This window comes from Clostridium sp. UBA1652 (genome assembly GCF_002320975.1).
GTDB lineage: Bacteria > Bacillota > Clostridia > Clostridiales > Clostridiaceae > Clostridium_T > Clostridium_T intestinale.
The window spans coordinates 49420-66139 of record NZ_DCLI01000091.1; the positions used below are offsets into that span (position 1 = coordinate 49420).

Annotated in this window: 24 protein-coding genes; 21 read left to right on the forward strand and 3 right to left on the reverse strand. The window is 29.6% G+C overall.

Translation table 11 applies throughout. The features are described from left to right. The first annotated feature begins 28 nt into the window (after positions 1-28). The 9 genes from B3N22_RS20460 to B3N22_RS20500 all read left to right on the forward strand — a co-directional run bounded on the left by B3N22_RS20460 (position 29) and on the right by B3N22_RS20500 (position 7184). A complete protein-coding gene (locus B3N22_RS20460; protein WP_286910099.1) occupies positions 29-991 on the forward strand; it encodes a helix-turn-helix transcriptional regulator in 963 nt (320 codons plus the stop codon). Positions 992-1091: 100 nt separating this feature from the next. After that, positions 1092-1718: a type 1 glutamine amidotransferase family protein gene (locus tag B3N22_RS20465; RefSeq protein ID WP_286910101.1), complete on the forward strand. Its 627-nt coding sequence runs from the start codon at positions 1092-1094 to the stop codon at positions 1716-1718. 168 nt (positions 1719-1886) lie between these two features. Continuing rightward, complete coding sequence (locus B3N22_RS20470; RefSeq protein WP_286910103.1) at positions 1887-2507, forward strand: hypothetical protein; 621 nt, start codon at positions 1887-1889, stop codon at positions 2505-2507. A gap of 205 nt (positions 2508-2712) precedes the next feature. After that, on the forward strand, positions 2713-3183 hold the full coding sequence (locus tag B3N22_RS20475) for a GNAT family N-acetyltransferase (protein ID WP_286910106.1): 471 nt from the start codon (positions 2713-2715) through the stop codon (positions 3181-3183). A 235-nt stretch (positions 3184-3418) separates the two neighbouring features. After that, positions 3419-3763 (forward strand): ArsR/SmtB family transcription factor, encoded by a 345-nt coding sequence (locus B3N22_RS20480; RefSeq protein ID WP_286910113.1) that lies wholly within the window; start codon positions 3419-3421, stop codon positions 3761-3763. 63 nt (positions 3764-3826) lie between these two features. Next, positions 3827-4690 carry an aldo/keto reductase gene (locus tag B3N22_RS20485; RefSeq protein ID WP_286910115.1) on the forward strand — a complete coding sequence of 288 codons (864 nt, stop codon included), beginning with the start codon at positions 3827-3829 and terminating at the stop codon, positions 4688-4690. A gap of 110 nt (positions 4691-4800) precedes the next feature. Next, positions 4801-5664, forward strand: a complete 864-nt coding sequence (locus tag B3N22_RS20490) for a MerR family transcriptional regulator (protein WP_286910116.1) — start codon at positions 4801-4803, stop codon at positions 5662-5664. 163 nt (positions 5665-5827) lie between these two features. Further along, complete coding sequence (locus tag B3N22_RS20495; protein ID WP_181603104.1) at positions 5828-6169, forward strand: PadR family transcriptional regulator; 342 nt, start codon at positions 5828-5830, stop codon at positions 6167-6169. Position 6170: 1 nt separating this feature from the next. Then, a complete protein-coding gene (locus B3N22_RS20500; RefSeq protein WP_286910120.1) occupies positions 6171-7184 on the forward strand; it encodes an HAAS signaling domain-containing protein in 1014 nt (337 codons plus the stop codon). A gap of 54 nt (positions 7185-7238) precedes the next feature. On the opposite strand, the gene B3N22_RS20505 is transcribed toward B3N22_RS20500, so the two are convergent. Then, the gene (locus tag B3N22_RS20505; protein ID WP_286910122.1) at positions 7239-7805 is read right to left on the reverse strand and encodes a TetR/AcrR family transcriptional regulator; all 567 of its coding nucleotides are present in this window, start codon (positions 7803-7805) and stop codon (positions 7239-7241) included. A gap of 141 nt (positions 7806-7946) precedes the next feature. Here B3N22_RS20505 and B3N22_RS20510 point away from each other — a divergent pair, with 141 nt between their 5' ends. The 5 genes from B3N22_RS20510 (at position 7947) to B3N22_RS20530 (ending at position 11693) form a co-directional block, all read left to right on the forward strand. Further along, a complete protein-coding gene (locus B3N22_RS20510) occupies positions 7947-9347 on the forward strand; it encodes an aldehyde dehydrogenase (protein WP_286910124.1) in 1401 nt (466 codons plus the stop codon). 59 nt (positions 9348-9406) lie between these two features. Further along, a complete protein-coding gene (locus tag B3N22_RS20515) occupies positions 9407-9976 on the forward strand; it encodes a GNAT family N-acetyltransferase (RefSeq protein ID WP_286910126.1) in 570 nt (189 codons plus the stop codon). Positions 9977-10056: 80 nt separating this feature from the next. Then, positions 10057-10518, forward strand: a complete 462-nt coding sequence (locus B3N22_RS20520) for a spore coat protein (RefSeq protein WP_073017179.1) — start codon at positions 10057-10059, stop codon at positions 10516-10518. A 155-nt stretch (positions 10519-10673) separates the two neighbouring features. Continuing rightward, the gene (locus tag B3N22_RS20525) at positions 10674-11237 is read left to right on the forward strand and encodes a GNAT family N-acetyltransferase (RefSeq protein ID WP_286910128.1); all 564 of its coding nucleotides are present in this window, start codon (positions 10674-10676) and stop codon (positions 11235-11237) included. A 3-nt stretch (positions 11238-11240) separates the two neighbouring features. Continuing rightward, positions 11241-11693 (forward strand): GNAT family N-acetyltransferase, encoded by a 453-nt coding sequence (locus B3N22_RS20530; protein WP_286910130.1) that lies wholly within the window; start codon positions 11241-11243, stop codon positions 11691-11693. 199 nt (positions 11694-11892) lie between these two features. On the opposite strand, the gene B3N22_RS20535 is transcribed toward B3N22_RS20530, so the two are convergent. After that, on the reverse strand, positions 11893-13119 hold the full coding sequence (locus B3N22_RS20535; RefSeq protein ID WP_286910132.1) for an MFS transporter: 1227 nt from the start codon (positions 13117-13119) through the stop codon (positions 11893-11895). Positions 13120-13207: 88 nt separating this feature from the next. Next, positions 13208-13354: a hypothetical protein gene (locus tag B3N22_RS20540; RefSeq protein WP_181603804.1), complete on the reverse strand. Its 147-nt coding sequence runs from the start codon at positions 13352-13354 to the stop codon at positions 13208-13210. A 126-nt stretch (positions 13355-13480) separates the two neighbouring features. Here B3N22_RS20540 and B3N22_RS20545 point away from each other — a divergent pair, with 126 nt between their 5' ends. The 7 genes from B3N22_RS20545 to B3N22_RS20575 are packed head-to-tail and all read left to right on the forward strand — an operon-like array spanning position 13481 to position 16704. Beyond that, complete coding sequence (locus tag B3N22_RS20545; RefSeq protein WP_286910134.1) at positions 13481-13720, forward strand: PF20097 family protein; 240 nt, start codon at positions 13481-13483, stop codon at positions 13718-13720. A gap of 20 nt (positions 13721-13740) precedes the next feature. Next, positions 13741-14403, forward strand: coding sequence for a 4Fe-4S double cluster binding domain-containing protein (locus tag B3N22_RS20550; protein ID WP_286910136.1), 663 nt, complete (start codon positions 13741-13743; stop codon positions 14401-14403). A gap of 16 nt (positions 14404-14419) precedes the next feature. Then, the gene (locus tag B3N22_RS20555; protein ID WP_286910138.1) at positions 14420-14962 is read left to right on the forward strand and encodes a GNAT family N-acetyltransferase; all 543 of its coding nucleotides are present in this window, start codon (positions 14420-14422) and stop codon (positions 14960-14962) included. Positions 14963-14975: 13 nt separating this feature from the next. Then, entirely contained in the window at positions 14976-15506 is a 531-nt protein-coding gene (locus B3N22_RS20560; protein ID WP_286910140.1) for an NUDIX hydrolase, read from the forward strand. A gap of 11 nt (positions 15507-15517) precedes the next feature. After that, the gene (locus B3N22_RS20565; RefSeq protein ID WP_286910142.1) at positions 15518-15898 is read left to right on the forward strand and encodes a hypothetical protein; all 381 of its coding nucleotides are present in this window, start codon (positions 15518-15520) and stop codon (positions 15896-15898) included. A 28-nt stretch (positions 15899-15926) separates the two neighbouring features. After that, the gene (locus tag B3N22_RS20570) at positions 15927-16094 is read left to right on the forward strand and encodes a hypothetical protein (protein WP_175550854.1); all 168 of its coding nucleotides are present in this window, start codon (positions 15927-15929) and stop codon (positions 16092-16094) included. Between the two features lie 46 nt (positions 16095-16140). Continuing rightward, positions 16141-16704, forward strand: coding sequence for a GNAT family N-acetyltransferase (locus B3N22_RS20575; RefSeq protein WP_073017161.1), 564 nt, complete (start codon positions 16141-16143; stop codon positions 16702-16704). Positions 16705-16720: the final 16 nt, after the last annotated feature.

Here is a 16720-nt window from a genome sequence, read left to right on the forward strand (position 1 = left end):
AATGGTTAAACAGATTAGGGGGAACATTATGCCTAAAAATGATAATATGCTAGCAATTTTATGGATGCTTAATTCAGGTACAAAAATAACTGCAAAGCAAATATCTGAAAGGTTAGAAATAAACATACGATCAGTTTATCGTTATATTGATGCACTATGTGTTAGTGGAGTGCCAATAATATCGGAACCTGGTCATAACGGCGGATATAGTTTGCTTAATGATTTTATACAAGCACCTCTGTTTTTTGATATTGAAGAGAAAAAATCACTTTTGCATGCTGCTGTTTTTGCAATGGAATCAGGATATCCTTTTACGGAATCACTAAATAATGCAACATCAAAGTTAAAGATGTTTTCAAATCAAAAACAAGAAAAAGTTCTAAGTCGTCATTTAGTTGGGTTTGAAGTAGTGAGCCGTATTTGTGATCCAGCTATAAAACCTATATTAATGGAACTAGAGCAAGCTGTTGCAAATGAATGCTCCATGGAAATTGAATATCGTACAGGATATGAAGGGCATCCTAAAAATAGGGTTATTGACCCCTATGGGCTACTTTACTGGAACAATAAATGGTACGTTGTTGCATTTTGTCATCTTAGAAATGAAATTCGTAACTTTAGAGTAGATAGAATAATGAATATTTTAAACACTAAAAATACATTTAAGCGACCTGAAGCTTTTTCTGCGCGTGAGTTTTTTACAGAAAGCTTATTAGCGGATGTAGAAAGTAAAGCAGGACTTTGTACTTTAGTGATTGAGGGCAAGACAGAAGCATTAAATGACCTAAGTTCACATTGGTTTTTAGGATATCATCTGATAAAACAAACTGAATGCAGTTTGATTTTTTTGATGGATGAATACTCAATCCATAACTATGTTCCTCATATTATACTTCCATATGGTAAAGCAATAAAGGTGATTGAACCAAATAGTTTTAAAGCTGCTATGGCATCAATTCTTAAAGATTTGCTAGACTACTATCTCCACTGACTGAGTTTGTCAGTAAAGATAATATATAATTTCTTTAGATGGAGATTGAAACCATCCTATGATAAATAGTACTAAGAGAATGAAAGTGGAGGAATAGAAAATGAAAAACAAAGTATATCTTTATGTATTTGATACAATGGCAGACTGGGAAGTGGGTTATTTAAGTGCTGAAATTAATTCTGGAAGATACTACAAAAAGGGAGTAAGGCCTTTAAAAATAGTAACTTTAGGAATTAACAAAAACCCTATTACTACAATGGGTGGTTTAGAGATATTGCCAGAAATTGAACTAAAGGATTGTAATATTGAAGAGACAGTTGCTTTGATTTTACCAGGTGGTAATACATGGACTGAAGCAATTCATACTCCCATTATAAAAATAGCTGAAGAATGTTTAGAGAAAGGTATTGTTGTAGGGGCAATTTGTGGTGCAACAATTGGACTTGCTATGAAAGGAATATTGAATAAGAGAGCTCATACAAGCAATGACCTAGGATATCTTAAAATGGTCTGCCCAAGCTATTTAGGAGAAGAACATTATAAGCAAGAATGTGCAGTAACTGATGGAAGTTTGATTACTGCCTCTGGAATAGCTCCTCTTGAATTTACTTTTCATATATTGAAAATTCTAGAGGTATTTTCACCACAAACCTTAAATCCTTGGTACAATCTTTATAAAACTCAAGATACAAAATATTTCTTTGAGTTGATGAGCTCTATTCAATAGTTGAAAATTGAGTAATTAGGTGTAAAAAAAGTACAACTTATCTTGAAATTAAGTTTTAAGTAGTTAATTATAATAGATGAATATGGTATAATTACCATTAACTAAATTACAATTAATAAATATAATCATTTGATGTGTTTTTTATTTGAGATGGGGATGAGAAGTTAAATGAATAGAAAAAGTATAGCTTATACAGGTATTAGTTTATGTTCAGCATTTATTTTAGTTACATTCATGTTGATTGTAACAAGTTCAAAAATTTGGTTAACTGCTTTTGAAATTATTACAATGATCTCTGGGGTATTTATGGTACTATTAATATTATTTTTACCATCAAGTGAAAATGAAGTAACAAAACCATACAGAATAGTATCGGTAGTTTTTGTAACTGGAAATATGATACTTACAAATGTTACTCATTTTGTAAACCTTGCAGTAACTGAGAAGCTGATAAAATCAGGAATAAATATACCTGATTATTTTCAAATTGGTAAGTGGCCTTCAATAGAAATGGCTATCGATTATTTAGCATGGGGAATGTTTATGGGGCTAGCATTTTTGGCATCATTTATGTTTATACCCAAGGAGAAAGGTTATAAAAAACTAAAGTATACATTACTTATATGTGGAATTCTATGTGTATCAGGATTTCTTGGAGCAATGATTAATGAGAACTTGTGGTATTTAGCCCCAATGGGATACGGAGTTGGAACCATAGTTATTTGTATTGAGTTACTAGTAATTGAAAAAATAAGCAAAGATAGTATCATGAGTATAAAATCAAGTTAATTTAATTAGTCATTTTCTTTTAGTTGAACTACTATAAAAATGAATAATAACATCAAACACCACATCATTCAGAAATGAATTTTGGGGTGTTTTTTAGTTCATAATGAAAAATTGGTGCTCTGAAAACTGGATAAAGCGGCATTGGATAAATATGATATAATTGTAAATTATCATGAAGATTAATTTTGCAATAGGGGTGATTAAAGTGAATATAAAAAGAGCGAATTTAGAGGACATTCAGATAGTGAAATATATAGTGCATGCTACAATAAAAGAAGTATATCCACATTATTATCCAAGTGGAGTAGTAAATTTTTTTCTGAACCATCATTCTGAGAATAATATTCAAAAAGCCATTGAAACAGAAATTGTTCTATTACTTAATATAGATGGAACAATCGTAGGTACTGGAAGTGTTCATAAGAATGAAATAAATAGAGTATTTGTATTACCTAAGTTCCAAGGTTTAGGTTATGGCACTAAACTTTTAGAAGAGTTAGAAGATATAATAGAAAAAGATTATTCTAAGATTATTTTAGATTCTTCATTACCAGCTTATAATCTATATCATAAACATGGATATTTACCAGTTAAATATGAAAAAATCATAACATCAAATAAAGATGTACTTTGTTTTCATACTATGGAAAAACTATCAAAAGGTACATCAAAGTAAAGAGGGTCATGAAGTATAAATACAGGCCCATGAATAAATAAGAGAGGCCCATGATACAACATGAGAAATAAGAGGTTCATGAAAATTATAAGGTGCTAAAAATAGTCAACATTAGTTCTTCGTCTCGATTTACTTTCTCAATGTTGTTAAGGTAATTAGTATTTGCTATTATGGATTAAAAGATTAAACCATTATAAGAAAATCTAATAAATTTAAATACTTAAAGGAGATAAAGATGGATAAATTAGTAGATTTAGATCAATTAGAAAATGAGTTTAAAAAATGCAGAGCTACACTAGCTGCCATTGGAGATGAAACAAGACAATTGATTATTTTATGTTTAATGAAAGGTACATTTCCAGGAATGAGAGTTGGAGAAATAACTGAGAATGTAAAATTATCACGTCCAGCTGTTTCTCATCATTTAAAAGTTTTAAAAGATGCAAAAATTGTGAGTGTAGTAAAACAAGGAACAATGAATTTCTATCATATAAATCCTACTACAAGCGATTTAAATCTACTAAAAAAACTATTTTCACAGATTGAAGTTTCTATGTTCGAGTGTTACAAATCTGAATAAAGGAGCTGAAAATAGGTAAAGATTTCATGATTTATTTATTAAAAGGAGAGTAAAGAGAGAATTATGATTAATAACGAAATAGAAGCAGTAAATGGGGTCAAAATTCCGCAGGTTGGTTTTGGAGTATATAAATTATCAGAAGGTAATCATCTCGAAAGAGTAGTTGAAGAGGCAATAAATGTTGGATATAGGCATTTTGATACTGCAAAAATTTATGGAAATGAAGAAAGTTTAGGTTCTACTATTCAAAAAAGTAAGATAGAACGTGAAGAATTTTTTATTACTTCAAAGGTATGGAATACAGAGCTTGGTTATAACGCCACAAAAAAGGCTTTTGAACAGACTTGTGAAAAACTTAAAGTAGAATACCTAGATATGTACCTTATTCATTTTGCTGCACCAAATTACATTGAAGCTTGGAGGGCTATGGAAGAGTTATATTTGGAAAATAAAATAAAAGTAATTGGCGTAGCAAATTTTGAGATACAACATCTTGAACAATTAATTAAAAATTCAAGGATTACTCCAATGATTAATCAAATAGAGACCCATCCAGAATTTCAACAAGATGAGCTACACAAATATCTAATTGATAATAATATTCTGCATGAGGCTTGGGCCCCATTAGGACAAGGAAATAAAGCATTATTAGAAAATAATATTATTAAAAATATTGCAGATAACCATAATAAAACTATAGCTCAGGTCATTTTGAAATGGCATATACAACGAGGTGTTATAATTATTCCTAAATCTTCAAATCCTAAAAGGATTAAAGAAAATTTTCAGTTATTTGATTTTGAATTAACTAGTAAAGAAATGGATATGATTAAGCAATTAAATACAGGGAAAAGATATTCACATAGTCCTACTGGGTATATGATTAATCCACTTTATAATAAACTAATGAAGGTATTTATTAAATGATTTACTAAGATATAGAATCATTCAAAATTAATATATATTTTATGTTTTTAATAAACACCCTTGACTATTCCCTTAGGGGTTAGGTTAAAGTTAAACCAGAGGTGATGAGAATGTTAATAAAAGAAGTATCAAAAGAAACTGGATTAACGAAAAAAGCTATAGAATATTACTCTGAACATGGACTAGTAGATCCAAAAGTTTTAGAAAATGGATATAGAGATTTTTTAGGGGAAGATGTTGAGAAGCTTAGAAAAATTTCTCTATACAGAAAATTAGGATTAAATATATCTGATATAAAAGCTATTTTAAACAATCCAAGTTTTTTAACTGATATCCTTCATAGAAGATCATTAGAATTAGATAGACAACAAGAGAAACAAGAGGTGTTAAAAAAATTAAGTGATGGAAGTAAGCTTGAAGATGTCGAGAGAGAAATAAACCTTATCACAGCAAAAGCAACTATTTTAGAGAAGCTTTTAGATATGTTTCCAAGTTATTATGGAAGATTTTTTAGCATGAACTTTTCTTATTATCTTAATTGTACAATAGAAACAGAAGAGCAAAAGGGAGCTTTTGAGGAAATAATAGAGTTTTTAGATAACAGTCCTAGTTTAGTGTTTCCTAAGGAGCTACAGGAGTATTTAGATGAGTATGCAAGCTATCTTAGTTCAAAAGATATAACAAAAATTATAAAAGCAAAAGAAGAAAATATAATAAACTATGAAGAGTTTATGGAAAATAATAAGGAGATATTAAACCAATATATTGAGTATAAAAAGACAGATGAATTTAAAAATTCACCAGCAAATAAACTGGCAGAGCTCACTAAAGAGTTTTGTAAGACAAGTGGTTATTATGATAAATTTATCCCTGCAATGAGAAGATTAAGTTCAGAATATAACAAATATCAAGAAAGATTATCTGAAGTTAATGAAAAGTTTATTAAGGACTATCCAGAAACAAAAAATTGGTAGTAGAAGGTGCATGAGTTCCGAGATATTGGAGTTGGAACTTAGGCACTTTTTTATTTACAAGAAAGTTGTTTATATTATACTTAGCTCAATATAAAAATAAATTCAATATTAATGAATTGACAATAGTGTACGATATACAGTATAATAATTTTGAGGTGATTACATGGATTCAATAGATGAACTTATGGCTTCGCTACTTGTTGAACTTAGAAGAGGGACATTAGTGCTTTCAGTACTTAGTCAGCTTGATAGTCCAGAGTATGGTTATTCTCTTGTTCAGAAACTTGAGGAAAAAAATTCTCCAATAGATTCAGGGACATTATATCCACTACTTAGAAGACTAGAAAAACAAAAACTTTTAACTAGTGAATGGGATACAACTGAAAGTCGTCCAAGAAAGTTTTATGTTTTAAGTAATGAAGGAAAAGAAGTATATAAGCGTTTAAAAAATGAATGGAAACTTATTTCTAGTCAATTAGATATATTGTTGAAAGAGGGGGATTAAAATGAATTTGATTGATCGTTATGTTTATGCTGTAACTGAAAATTTGAAGGAAGATATAAAAGAAGATGTAAGCAGGGAACTTCGCACAAATATAGAGGATATGCTACCAGATGAGCCAACAGAAAATAATGTGAGAGAAGTTCTTGAAAAGTTAGGAAATCCTAAGAAGCTTGCAAGTGAATATGGTGATAGTAAGAGATATTTGATAGGACCAGAACTTTATGATAATTATATCTATGTTCTTAAACTTGTTACGGGAATTGTTGCTGCAGTGGTTGTATGTGCTTCACTTTTAGAAAAGATATTTTCACTTTCACCTGATGCTGGTTTCTTAGGAACTGGAATTGGAATTTTTGCAGGTGTGATTTCAGCTGGTATTGAAGGTGCTATTCAAGGAGCATTATGGGTTACAATTGTATTTGTTATTTTAGAGAGAACAGGAACAACAAATGTAAACTATGGAAAAGGAACTGGGCTTAAGAATAAATGGTCAGTAAATGATTTGCCAGAGATTCCTGTAGGGGGTAAAGGAAAAATTTCACGTGGAGAAACTATATTTTCAATGATATTCACAGTTATATTTACTGCTTTAATATACACAAATGCTCATCTTATAGGTATTTATACTACTTCAGAAGGTGGACTTACTCTTTCTGAATCATTGTTTAACGATGAACGTTTGAAGTTCTATATGCCTATGTTTTTAATAGTTGCATTATTTCAGTTTGGTGTTTATGTTTGGAAATTTGTTGCTGGAAGATGGAATACCCCTCTTGCAATAGTAAATTCAATATTTAATGTTGCTTCTTGTATATTGATGTATGTAATGGTAAAGGACGCTACTCTCATTAATGAAGGATTTATAAACAAATTAACTAGTTCTATTGAAGTTGCAAGTTCTAATATAACTATAGCCTGGGAAAAAGGTATAAATATTTTTATAGCAATCTTTGTTCTGATTGCTTTATGGGACAGTATAAGTGGATTTTTAAAATCTAAGAATTTGTTAAAATAAATAAGAAAACAGCAGTTTCATTTAATTATGGAGCTGCTGTTTTTATAATTTAATTCAGTTTTTTATAATTTCATAAATAGAAGGGTTTATAGAACCAATCACAAGATCAGCAAGTTCTTCAGGAGTTTCTTTAAAGCCATTTTCCATCCAATGAGTTTTTACCTGAACAAGTCCACCAAATAGGAAATATTTTATATATTCAACTTCAGCATCAGATTTTCCATGTAAGTTCATGATGGATTTATCAAAATAATCGCTCATGAAAGGATAATAAAAGTCCATAATATTGTAGTTTAGTTTACACTTAGTAACTAGCAGCAAAAAATCCTTGGTTTTATGCCAATAATCAAAATAAGTTATGAAGATATTTCGTATATTTTTTTCAGCCATTTTATCTATTTCATCAAAACAGTCTTTATATAATTTACTTACATATTCATATAGTACATTTTCTTTTGATTCAAAGTTTCTATAAAAAGTTTGACGTGTTAAGTCAGCTTTGTTTATTATTTCAGTAATTGTGATTTTATCAAAATCTTTTTCCTTCATTAAAGCTAATAGGGATTCAGTAATCCAAGCTTTAGATTTTAGAGCAGTTATGTTTGTTGTTTCCTTCTTCATAAACTGTTACATTCCTCTCATTTTGTATAACTTAAGTTTAGGATATTGACCAGAGAATAATAGTAGTATATTATATTCTCAAATAAGTTACAAGTGTAACATTTTTGATGTTTATCATGGGTTGTATGAAGGGAGAATATTATGAGTATAAATGAGTTAAGTGCAAAAGATGTAGAGGTTATTTTGGAAGAACAAAAGAGATATTTCCATACTCAAGCTACAAAAGATTTGGATTTTAGAATAAATCAGTTAAGACTATTAAAAAAGGCAATAAAAGAATATGAGAAGCAAATACTAGAGGCTTTAAATATAGATCTTGGAAAACATAAAAATGAAGGTTACATGACTGAGGTTGGTTTTGTTTATCACAGTATAGATTTAACTATAAAAAATATCAAAAAATGGGCTAAACCAGAAAGAAGAAAAACCCCTTTTTATTTAATGCCAGGAAGAAGTTATATATTAAGTGAGCCTTATGGTTCAGTATTAATAATAGGACCTTATAACTATCCATTTCAACTGCTTGTTGAACCTTTAATAGGTGCATTATCAGCTGGTAATACAGCAGTTTTAAAACCATCTGAAATGACTCCAAATGTTTCAAGAGTAGTAAAAGAACTTATTAAAACTACCTTTGATAAAAGGTATGTGGAATGTGTAGAAGGTGGAATAGAGACAAACACTTCGCTTATAAATGGGAAATTTGATTATATATTCTTTACTGGAAGTGTTCCTGTAGGAAAAATCGTTATGGAGGCAGCGGCCAAAAATCTTACTCCAGTGACCTTAGAGCTTGGAGGAAAAAGCCCAGTTATTGTTGATGAAAGTGCTAATATAAAGGAAGCGGCAAGAAGAATAATTTGGGGAAAAACAACTAATGCTGGGCAGACTTGCATAGCACCTGATTATGTTTTAGTTCATGAAACAGTAAAAATTAAGCTTATTGAAGAGCTGAAAACTGCTATTAGAAGTTTTTATGGAGATGACATAGAGAATAATGATTCCTTTGGGAAAATCATAAATGAGAGACACTTTAATCGTATAAAAAACATGATTGATAAAGATAAAGATGGTATTGTATTTGGTGGAAATTATAATGAAAAAGCAAGATACATTGAACCTACTTTAATAGAAATATCATCCCTAGATGCAGCAAGTATGCAGGAAGAAATATTTGGACCAGTTCTTCCTATTATGACTTATGGAGACTTAAATAATGCAATAAAGCAAATATTAAATGCCCCTAAACCTTTAGCCCTATATCTTTTCACAACTAATAAAGCTGTTGAAAATAAAGTTTTAAGTGAAATAAGTTCTGGAAATGCCTGCATTAATGATACAATTATGCATACAGCTAATCCTTATCTTCCTTTTGGAGGGGTTGGTAATGCTGGAATAGGTGCGTATCATGGAAAGGATAGTTTCATTACATTTTCACATAGAAAAGGGGTACTAAAGAAACCATCAGGATTTGGGACATCTCTTATGTATCCATCATATACCGAAAAACAGTTGAACCTAGTTAAGAAGATTTTTAAATAAGGGATAAAGATGGTACAATAGCTATATCGATTTTAAATATTAGAATAGGGGGTATAATAATGAAACATTTAGGAACGGTAGAATTAGAAACAGAAAGATTGATATTAAGAAGGATTAAGAGTTCAGATGCAAAGCCTATGTTTGATAACTGGGCAAGTGATGATGAAGTTACAAAGTACTTAACTTGGCCTACTCATAGTTCAGTTGATGTATCTAAAGATGTAATATTAGAATGGATTCAGAATTATTCAGATAATAAGTTTTATCAGTGGGGAATTGCTTTGAAAGATAATGTTGATGAACCTATAGGAAGTATCAGTGTTGTTCATATGGATGATGATATTGACATGGTACATATTGGGTACTGTATAGGAAGAAAGTGGTGGCATCAAGGTGTGACATCAGAAGCTTTTAAAGAAGTTATTAGATTTCTCATTGAAGAAGTTGGAGCTAAACGTATAGAATCACGTCATGATTCTAATAATCCAAACTCAGGAAAAGTGATGCTTAAATGTGGATTACAATATGAAGGTACATTAAGAAATTCTGATATAAACAATCAAGGTATATGTAATTCTGTTATGTATGGACTTTTAGCTGAAGATTATTATAAGGAAAAAAGCAACTAGGGGGAAGTGCCATCTATCTAGTAAAACTTTATGTATGGAAAAAGAAAAGTTGCACAAAATAAAACCGGAGGTGTTTTATTATGCAAATAACTTTAAGCCAAAAAGAAAGACTGTTACTAGAAGATCTAAAGAGCCATGAGGAAATCTGTATCCTGAAATATTCAAACTATGCGAATCAAGCACAGGATACTCAATTAAAGCAGCTTTGCAAAAATAATGAGCAAATTGAGAGAACTCACTTAGATACCATTAATCAGCTTTTAAATGGTACTGTTCCTCAAATGAACCAACAGCAAAATCAAAATTCTACTCAAACTCCAGAAGTAGCAAAGCAAACTCAAAGCAATATATCTGATAAAGATATATGTTCAGATTTATTAATGGCTGAAAAATATGTATCAGGAACCTATGATACAGCAATATTTGAATTTAAGGATACAGAGGTTCGTGATGTACTAAACCATATACAAAAAGAAGAACAAAAACACGGTGAATCTATATTTAAGTATATGGAAAGCAAAGGTATGTACAACGTTCAATAAAATTAGATATCATTAAAAGCACAAGAAAGTTTAGACTTCTAATCTGAACTTTCTTGTGCTTTTATATAAAGAAGAATTATACTCCTTCATGAAAGAAATGGTATAATATACATATTGTTGAATGATAAAGAGAATATTTTATTGGGGGCATAGAAATGAAACATCTAGGAAAAGTACAATTAGAAACAAAAAGATTGATATTAAGAAGATTTAATATATCAGATACACAAGCTATATTTGATAACTGGGCTAAGGATGATGAAGTAACAAAGTATCTTATGTGGACTGCACATACTTCAATTGAAGTCACTAAAAGTCTTCAAGAAAGACGAATGGAACATTACATAAATGACAAGTTCTATCAGTGGGCAATCATATTAAAAGAAAATGGAGATGCACCAATAGGAATCATCAGCATGGTTGATATGGAAGAGGAAATTGATATGATGCAAATTGGCTATACTATAGGGAGAAAATGGTGGAATCAAGGAATAACGTCAGAAGCATTTAAAGAAGTTATCAGATTTCTTATTGAAGAAGTTGGAGTTAAGCGCATTGAATCACGTCATGATCCAAGAAATCCAAACTCCGGAAAAGTAATGATTAAATGTGGATTGCAATACGAAGGTACCTTGCGTAAGGCTGATAGAAACAATCAAGGAATTTGTGACACTTGTATGTATGGACTTTTAGCTGAGGATTATTATAAGGAGAAATAGAAAATGAAGATTATTAAGACTGATCCTTGGAGTAAAGATGCAATAATGCTTATGGAAGAGTTATCTAAAACATTAAAGAAAATAACAGGAGATAGTGGTGAAAAATCCTTTGATCCTAAAGATGTTTGTGTACCACATTCATTATTTGTTGTTGCATATGACCGTGAAGAAAAGGCAGTAGGTTGTGGTGCATTTAGACCAATCAATGAAGATGTGGCTGAAGTTAAAAGGATGTTTTCAAAAGAAAAATCGAAAGGTGTTGGAGGAGAAATTTTATCTTATTTAGAAGAAGAAGCCTACAACATGGGGTATTCAAAGCTTTGGCTTGAAACTAGAATAATAAATGAAAGAGCTGTAGAATTTTATAAAAAAAGAGGGTACCATCAAATATCTAATTATGGAAAATATGCAGGAAATGAAAAAGCAATTTGTTTTGAGAAGATACTGAAAAATTAGTAATTTTATTTCTATTATGTTTAATAAGAAGTTAACTTCTTAAATAGAAAAATAGAAAAGTACGCAATTTTTTAAGTATTATTTTACTAAGATGTTATGAGTATGGTTAAAAAGGAAAATTTAGCAGAAAAAGAAATAGTGGATATAAGAAACGAGCTGTCGCACTAGCTCTTTAGTGCGACAGCCTCCTTTTTAATATTTAAATATCTAACATATTTATTGTATTTTTTACCTTTAACAAACGAGAGGTATATAAAAACAAAAGAAAAAAGATTATATAATCAACAAGTATTATAAAATTGATTTTAACTATTTCAGCTAATAAACCGGCAATAACCATACCAGCAGGCATTAATGCTGAGGATAAAGTTCTCTGAAAGGCAAAGGCTTTTGATCTCATATTATCAGGTACGGTAACTTGTATACTAGATTGAGTTAATGAATTATTTACTGCAAGACAAAATCCATTTATAAAAAACAATACAGAAATCAAATAGAAATTAGTAGTCAGAGAATAAAAAATCATTGTAAGAGATATGATTACTCCGCTTAAAATAAAAAACTTGAATCTTTTTTCTGTTTTTATATCAATTGCAGATAAAAGTGAAAATCCTAAAAACATTCCAGCACCATTAATAGCCATAGAAACTCCATATAAACCTAAACCTAGATTGATGTTTTCTTTAAATAATGGCAAAGTTAAAGTCATGGACATAGATGCAACAAAGTTACAAAAGCAAGTTAAAATATATATGTACCTTAATCCTTTTGATTTACTGATAAAAAGCAAACCATCTTTTAAATCTTGAAAAAAGTTAACCTTTTTTGATTTGATTTCTATTTTAGGTACCATCATAAACATCTCAGAAACTGCTGATATTAAAAAACTAAATCCATTTAACAAAAAGGATATAGGAGCTCCAACAATTTGTACCAAGAAACCACCAAAAGCATTTCCCATCATGTCATCGCTTGTACTAATTAATGAAACTACTGAATTAGCTTTTAGTAGTTTAGATTTTGGAACAATATCAGGCAAAATAGAATTGATAGTGGGATTAAAAAAACATCCACAAATCCCTACAATAATGCCAGTTGAAACTACCATCCAAAGTTGTAAAAGGTCTAACTTAGCCAATATACCTGTAAAAAGTAAAGTCATGGCACAAATCATGTCACAAGAAATTAAGATGATTTTTCTATTATGCCTATCAATAAAGGTTCCAGCAAAAGGTGATATCACTATCCTAGGTACAACTGAAATCGCCATAAATAATCCCATAATGGCAGTTGAACCTGTTTTGCTAAGAATCCAAACTCTAAGAGCTATGTCATAGATATTATCTCCAAAAATTGAAAACAACTGCCCTTGTAGTAATAATATAAAGTTTTTATTCCATAAAGGTTCCTTGTTTATAGTTTTCATTGTTATTTCTCCCTAGTACTTTGTAATTAAGTTCGTGCATTAAAGAGCTTCATAAAAAAATAGCAGTCTCCATTTTTTTATGAAGCTGCTATTGTTTATTTCTTTCTTTTTCATATATGTAGATATCAAGAGCTCTTATTCCTCTATGAGCAAGTTTTATAAATAAGATAAATGAGTAAATTCCCAGAGCCAATATGGGTATGTAGAATAAAAGTAATACAAAAATATTACGCATAAAGTTACCTCCTATAAATTTCATAAAATAATTATAACATATAACTTGGTACATATGTTAATGTTTATGTAATAATATGATTTAAATGGTATAATATTCATATAAGCAAGTGTAGGAGATGGTTACATGGTACAGTGTCCATATTGTAAAAAAGACATGAAAAAAGGTTTTGTAGAAGGCGATGGAAGAAACGATTTAATATGGGTGGAGGAATCTGAGAAAAGGAATTTTCTTGACAATATGCTTGGGAAAAAGTGTGTAATGTTAGCAAAAAGAGAAATATGGGTAAGAAGTAGTGTTGATGCGTACTACTGTAAAGATTGTAAGAAAGTAATAATTGATGTACCTGATAATGAAGAAGATTAGAATTTTAAAGGTGAAAGCTTATGGATAACTTTTATAAAGAATTAGTAGAACTTTTTGAAGAGAATTCTGATATAGTATGGGGCATTTCAAATATTGATTTCAGTGAATATAAGAAGTTTTATAAATGCTCATTAGTTATGGCAATACCACATAAAGAAATCATAGAAATAAGCAGTTATAAGGAAGAAAAGTTTGAAAAGTTGATACACGAAGCAAGAAACAGAATTAATGTAATTTTAGAAGATATCAAGGAAATATTAGAAAAATATAAAATTAAATACTATGTACCACCAGTTGCTCAATCAAGTGAAGAAACACTTGTTGCACCATTTTCATTTAAGTTTGCAGCTATTAATGCTGGACTTGGATGGATAGGAAAAAATGGAGTTTTGATAACAGAAAAGTATGGTCCAAGAGTAAGACTTTCCTCAATACTTATAGATTATGATCTTACTGTTGGTATGCCTATAAGTAAAAGTAAATGTACAGAGGGCTGTAATTTATGTGTAGATATTTGTCCATACAAAGCTTTGATTGGACATACTTGGAACATTAATTCCAAACGTGATGAATTGATTAATTATAAATTGTGCAATGAAAAAAGAAACCTTTATATAAAAACACATAATAGAAAAAATTCCTGCGGATTATGTATGGTTGTATGTCCTGTTGGGACAAAATAAGAATGGAGTAAATATTATGAGAATAGAAACAAATCAAATAAAAATAAGAGATTTTGAAAGGAAGGATGCAGATAATCTTTATAGGATCGTTAGAGAAAAAGATATTCTTAGATTTATGCCTGATTGGGCAGAAAATGGAGCTTCCCCTAAAGAGTATTTTGAATATATTGATTGGCATCAAACTCAAAAGGATTCAACAGATATTTATGAAAATAAAAGATATGTAATAGCATTACATGATACTGACGAAATGATCGGAATGGTAGGCATGGGGCTCGAAGATACATTAAATGAGATTGAGATTGCTTATTTTATGAGTGAAAAACATAAAAATAAAGGATATACAAAAGAAGCTGTAGAAGCTTTAGTAGAATGGTGCTTCAAGGTATCAGATGTCAACTATCTTATTTTGACTATTGATTGTGCTAATATCCCTTCATGTAGTCTTGCCGAGAAATGTGGTTTTGAATTATTTGAGAAAAGAACACCTATAGGACATAGGCAACCGAATATGGAAAGTGATAGCTATTTTTATTATAGAAAATACAGAACTTTATAGGCAGGTGAAAATAGTGCTTTTTAACTATACATTAGGAATCAAAGAGGAAAATGAAAAGACAAAAACAAATTATAGGAAAGCTGTAAGAGCAGTTATTTTAAAAGATGATAATATTCTCTTGGTACATACAAACAAAGGTGATTTTAAATTTCCTGGTGGAGGAATGAACAAAGAAGAAAGTCAAGAGCAAACATTAATAAGAGAAGTTAAGGAAGAAACTGGATATATAGTAGGAGATGTAAAAGAAAAAATTGGAGTTTTTATAGAAAGAAGTTTAGATAGATATAGAAAAGACTTTGTTTTTGAGATGATTTCTACTTATTATTTATGTGAATTAACTGATGGCATAGCTGATCAAGAATTAGATGAGTATGAAATTGAATTAGGATTTAAACCTATTTGGATAAATCTTAATGAGGCAATTCATGTAAATGAGGAAATAATTAAAAATAATAGGTTAGATATAAATAAATGGATATATAGAGAAACCAAGGCTTTGAAGGCTGTTAGTGAAAACTATGATAGTTTGATTAAAGGTAAATAAGGGGGAGCAAGGTGTTAAATAAAAATTCTATAATAAAGATGCTTAATGATTTAAATTTGCCACCAAGTGAGTATTGGATAACTTCAGGTTCAGCATTAGTAATGCATGGAGTAAAACAATATACAAAGGATATTGATTTAGGATGTACAAATAGTTTATGGGATTTCTTTTTACAAAATGGACATATGTTTAAGGTTGGAAAAGACAATTCTAAAATTATGCAAATAAATGAGTATGTAGAAGTAATAAAAGAATACTATGTTGAAGAAATAGAATTTGTTGAAGGATTGCCTACAGGTAGCTTAAAGAGTATTAAAAAGCAAAAAGAGAGTCTAGGAAGAGAAAAAGATATTATAGATATTAAACTAATAGATGAATATATTAAAAAATAGATAATTGATATAAATTTGGGGGGATTACATGTTTATTGGAGGATGGTCTATTTTATTTGGAATATTTATTTTTTCGTTTTTATATTCAATTTATAAGATTGTCAATAAAGAAAAAGGTAGTATTCTTTGGATTATAATAACATCAGTGGTTGCAATGTTTTTATTTAATATTGTTTATGTTATTAATGGACTATGACCCAATGAATATTTGATATATTATTAATTTTTATAAGGAGAAAACCATGGATAAAACAAAGTTATTTTCAGAGTTTCCACTTATTAAAACAAGTGAAATAACTCTTAGAAAGATAGAAAAAACTGATTTAGAAGAGCTTTATTTAATATATAGTAATGAGAATTTATTTAAATATAGACCAGGCTCTGCAAAAAAGAATAAAGCTACAGTTGAAAATATGATTACACATTTTGAAAGAGATTTTGGTAAAAAGAAAACCATATTTCTTGGAATTTGTAGTAATGAAAATACGGAAAGAATCATTGGAGTTGGAGAAATATTTGATTTTGATGATAAGGTAAATATGGCTACCATTGGATATACTTTAAATGAGGAATATTGGGGACATGGATTTGCAACTAAGGCAGTGGAGGCAATGAAGGATTATTTAATAAATGTAATTGGAATTAATAGAGTACAAGCTTTTGTTATGCCTGAGAATATTAAATCTAAAAATGTATTAGAAAGAAGTGGCTTTACAAAAGAGGGAACTATAAGACAAGGAACAGTTTGGACAGGTCAAGGAGTAGTTGATTTAGATTTATATTCATTTTTAAAATCTGATTTTTAAAATAGATTTTTATTTA

What these genes read in the sequence shown, in the direction of transcription:
- B3N22_RS20460 (WP_286910099.1), top strand. Translation starts at nt 29, where the DNA reads ATGCCTAAAAATGATAATATGCTAGCAATTTTATGGATGCTTAATTCA.
- B3N22_RS20465 (WP_286910101.1), top strand. Translation starts at nt 1,092, where the DNA reads ATGAAAAACAAAGTATATCTTTATGTATTTGATACAATGGCAGACTGG.
- B3N22_RS20470 (WP_286910103.1), top strand. Translation starts at nt 1,887, where the DNA reads ATGAATAGAAAAAGTATAGCTTATACAGGTATTAGTTTATGTTCAGCA.
- B3N22_RS20480 (WP_286910113.1), top strand. Translation starts at nt 3,419, where the DNA reads ATGGATAAATTAGTAGATTTAGATCAATTAGAAAATGAGTTTAAAAAA.
- B3N22_RS20485 (WP_286910115.1), top strand. Translation starts at nt 3,827, where the DNA reads ATGATTAATAACGAAATAGAAGCAGTAAATGGGGTCAAAATTCCGCAG.
- B3N22_RS20490 (WP_286910116.1), top strand. Translation starts at nt 4,801, where the DNA reads ATGTTAATAAAAGAAGTATCAAAAGAAACTGGATTAACGAAAAAAGCT.
- B3N22_RS20495 (WP_181603104.1), top strand. Translation starts at nt 5,828, where the DNA reads ATGGATTCAATAGATGAACTTATGGCTTCGCTACTTGTTGAACTTAGA.
- B3N22_RS20500 (WP_286910120.1), top strand. Translation starts at nt 6,171, where the DNA reads ATGAATTTGATTGATCGTTATGTTTATGCTGTAACTGAAAATTTGAAG.
- B3N22_RS20505 (WP_286910122.1), bottom strand. Translation starts at nt 7,805, where the DNA reads ATGAAGAAGGAAACAACAAACATAACTGCTCTAAAATCTAAAGCTTGG.
- B3N22_RS20510 (WP_286910124.1), top strand. Translation starts at nt 7,947, where the DNA reads ATGAGTATAAATGAGTTAAGTGCAAAAGATGTAGAGGTTATTTTGGAA.
- B3N22_RS20515 (WP_286910126.1), top strand. Translation starts at nt 9,407, where the DNA reads ATGAAACATTTAGGAACGGTAGAATTAGAAACAGAAAGATTGATATTA.
- B3N22_RS20520 (WP_073017179.1), top strand. Translation starts at nt 10,057, where the DNA reads ATGCAAATAACTTTAAGCCAAAAAGAAAGACTGTTACTAGAAGATCTA.
- B3N22_RS20525 (WP_286910128.1), top strand. Translation starts at nt 10,674, where the DNA reads ATGAAACATCTAGGAAAAGTACAATTAGAAACAAAAAGATTGATATTA.
- B3N22_RS20530 (WP_286910130.1), top strand. Translation starts at nt 11,241, where the DNA reads ATGAAGATTATTAAGACTGATCCTTGGAGTAAAGATGCAATAATGCTT.
- B3N22_RS20535 (WP_286910132.1), bottom strand. Translation starts at nt 13,119, where the DNA reads ATGAAAACTATAAACAAGGAACCTTTATGGAATAAAAACTTTATATTA.
- B3N22_RS20540 (WP_181603804.1), bottom strand. Translation starts at nt 13,354, where the DNA reads ATGCGTAATATTTTTGTATTACTTTTATTCTACATACCCATATTGGCT.
- B3N22_RS20545 (WP_286910134.1), top strand. Translation starts at nt 13,481, where the DNA reads ATGGTACAGTGTCCATATTGTAAAAAAGACATGAAAAAAGGTTTTGTA.
- B3N22_RS20550 (WP_286910136.1), top strand. Translation starts at nt 13,741, where the DNA reads ATGGATAACTTTTATAAAGAATTAGTAGAACTTTTTGAAGAGAATTCT.
- B3N22_RS20555 (WP_286910138.1), top strand. Translation starts at nt 14,420, where the DNA reads ATGAGAATAGAAACAAATCAAATAAAAATAAGAGATTTTGAAAGGAAG.
- B3N22_RS20570 (WP_175550854.1), top strand. Translation starts at nt 15,927, where the DNA reads ATGTTTATTGGAGGATGGTCTATTTTATTTGGAATATTTATTTTTTCG.
- B3N22_RS20575 (WP_073017161.1), top strand. Translation starts at nt 16,141, where the DNA reads ATGGATAAAACAAAGTTATTTTCAGAGTTTCCACTTATTAAAACAAGT.